This is a genomic window from Streptomyces sp. NPDC032161, from assembly GCF_040636995.1.
Lineage (GTDB): Bacteria > Actinomycetota > Actinomycetes > Streptomycetales > Streptomycetaceae > Streptomyces.
The window spans coordinates 1-2,688 of record NZ_JBEZVN010000106.1; the positions used below are offsets into that span (position 1 = coordinate 1).

The 2,688-nt window shown below is 64.8% G+C and carries 3 protein-coding genes; 1 reads left to right on the forward strand and 2 read right to left on the reverse strand.

All coding sequences use genetic code 11. The features are described 5' to 3' along the window. Positions 1-338: 338 nt before the first annotated feature. Together AB0E67_RS36370 and AB0E67_RS36375 are read right to left on the reverse strand one after the other, a co-directional pair. On the reverse strand, positions 339-614 hold the full coding sequence (locus AB0E67_RS36370; protein WP_362035135.1) for a hypothetical protein: 276 nt from the start codon (positions 612-614) through the stop codon (positions 339-341). Between the two features lie 877 nt (positions 615-1,491). Beyond that, positions 1,492-1,749: a hypothetical protein gene (locus tag AB0E67_RS36375; RefSeq protein WP_362035137.1), complete on the reverse strand. Its 258-nt coding sequence runs from the start codon at positions 1,747-1,749 to the stop codon at positions 1,492-1,494. A 483-nt stretch (positions 1,750-2,232) separates the two neighbouring features. Between AB0E67_RS36375 and AB0E67_RS36380 the strand changes: the two genes are divergently transcribed. Beyond that, positions 2,233-2,592 carry an SH3 domain-containing protein gene (locus AB0E67_RS36380; protein WP_362035138.1) on the forward strand — a complete coding sequence of 120 codons (360 nt, stop codon included), beginning with the start codon at positions 2,233-2,235 and terminating at the stop codon, positions 2,590-2,592. Positions 2,593-2,688 lie beyond the last annotated feature (96 nt).

Here is a 2,688-nt window from a genome sequence, read left to right on the forward strand (position 1 = left end):
GCGCAGACACCACCAGGCAACAGCCCGACACAGCCACTACCAACGACGGGCCGCCGACGAATCCGCTGGGTAGATCACGAAACCGTACTGGAGTATTAGTTGCCCACTTTTGACCTGCGAGAACGCCGGGAATCGAGCCGAACTCGGTCAGTTCGATACCGGTGCGAACCACTGAATGCCGCACCGTGCGGCCCCGGACGAGGCTCCGCCCCCGCTTCGGCGATGCCCTGGGCGACCACCCGACACGGCAGCCGGGCCACTCACCTGCCTGCCAACGCCCCCACAAGGTAAAACGGTCCGACGGGCGAACCGCCGGACCGTCGGACCGCTACGAAAGGTCAAGACCCGAAGGTGACGATGTAGACCGGGCTGTTGTCGGGGTGCTCCTGGTGCACTACCGGACATGACGTCTTCTGCTCGCTGTGCTCGGTCTTGACCTGGATTCCGCAGAAGGGCGACTCGTCCCAGTCGAGCTGGTTGATGTAGCTGAGCACGGGGATGCTGTCACCCTGGTTGTCCGCGTTACGGGTGTCAGCGCTGGCCCCGCCGATGCCGGCGAAGAGGATCCCGCAGGTGGCCGCGGCCACCGCTGCGATCTTCTGGACGTTCCTCACTATGTTCTCCTTCGCTGCTCTGCCCCGGATCGGGCAGATTCCGTAGAGAACGATGCACGAAAAGGATCAGTGCGTAACGTCATTCTTCCTTTGAGCACTCGCACGGCCGCACAAGTCACAAGATCCTGGAGTACTACCTATGGGCGGGAATATCCCAATGAGTCCCGTCGGGGATGTGCCAGACGTGTGCGCTCCCGTCTGCCTCGCGGACGTAGTCGAACCTGTCGTGCGAGGGGCGGCTAGCAACGTTCCACCAGCGCCAGGCGTCCTCGACCCGGGCCCAGAGGGCGGGGCGCCGCCGTAGGTGATCGTGCCCGTGCCGTCACCAGCGAGGGGCGTACGGGCCCACGAACCGTCGGCTCCCTGGATCTGGAGAGTCGTGGTTCCCGCGTCGTCGATGTGGTAGACGATCTTCGCTCCAGGCAGATGGAGGGGGAGAAGCAGCGGTTCGGGGTGTGGTGGTCGACATCGGAGAGGTCAACGGCACAGTGGGCGGTTGGCGAGTCCGCCGTCCCACCCTCGCCGGCGTCGATACGCCCGGCGAGGGTGAGTTCCTGCGGGAACTCGGCGGTGCCCATACGGAACACGTCCGCCCCACCGTCCGTGAGTGCCTTGACGACCCGGTCGGTCGGCCAGTCGTCGCGCGCTGCGATCACGAGAAAGGCGGGCGTGGGCCAGTCCCTAGGGCCCTCTCGTCGAGCGGCGGCGGGTTGTCGACGGATCCGTCGGGGATGGTGGGCGCGTGGGTCTGCATGCAGGGCGACGGCCCGTCGTAGAGGCCGACGGACATCTGCAACTCGTTGTCGTAGACGACCGGGCGCTTCACAGGGCGCGGTAGGGCCGCCCGTCGCGAGGGTCGCCGGCCCGTGGGCGCCACCTACTGCAGATCGTCGCCGAGGACCTCGCGTCGGGCGGCGAGCACCTTGCGGTTGAGCGAGTTGGTCATGCGGATCGCCACGAAGGTGAGAAGGAAGAAGGAGATCGTGAAGAGGATCTGGGTGATGGTGCTGACGACGCCGATGTTGCGGGTGGCGCCGGCGATGATCAGCGTGATCCCATTGCCGGAGAGCCAGGCGAACCAGACGCGGAACTTCTCGACCCGTACGGCGGACTGGACTTCGCGATAGCTCGCCATCGGTTGCTCCCCTTGACTCGGTGACAAGGGGAATCGTGCCATGCGTGTGTTGGTGGAGCGAAGGGAATGCGAAGTCCCGCAATGTGGGGCAGGTCTTTGTTTGTCCGGGCTTGCCGGACGTGCTGCCCATCCTGGCCGATCTGGTGCATGGGTGCAGACGCGGCAAGCTTCTGGTGCGGGCAATGGGTGGCTGGCCGGGGCGACTTGGCTTGGGTGGTGGTGAGCGGCGGCATGCCGATCTGCACCGACGAATCCCCGTGGTTCGCGGCCCGTCATCGGACAGGCCGTGTCCGTGATTCCCGCCAGTACCGAGGCCGGATTCAAGGTTTCCCGAAGGTTTGTCCAAGGTCGGTCGACCAGGGTGGAGCAGTGTTAGTCGTCGACTTCCTGTCCAGGGCAGAACAATGCCTTGAAGGCGACCAGTGATGGAAATGTCACTCAACTATTCGTGCACCCACACGGTGAATGGAGTTTGACGTGCCTATGAAGAGAGCCTTCGGTGCGCTCGGAGCGGCGACCGTTCTGAGCTTCGCCCTCGTCGGTGCCGGAACTGCGCAGGCGGAAACCAGTTCGGCGGCCTTGAACACTGCCCCGGTTGCTCCCGCCGGGGTGAACTCGCTGCCTGGCAGCTTCTACACCGACGGCGTAAACATCCGCAACGCGCCGAACCTCGACGCGACCGTCGTAGGACTCGGGTACCGGAGCCACAGGGTCACTGTGCACTGCGGAACCTCTGGCCCCCTGGAAACGTACTGGTGGCGTATCACCGACAACACGACTGGCGTGCGGGGCTATATCCACCAGAACTATGGTGGCCCCTCAGGTAACCCTGGGAGTTGCTAGTGCTGTGACCGGCAAGGTTTGCCCGGAAGGAGCGTCGTCCGGTGCGTGCGATCGCAAGGCGGCCACAAGCCCTCGAATGGGGTCTCCCCTGCTCGA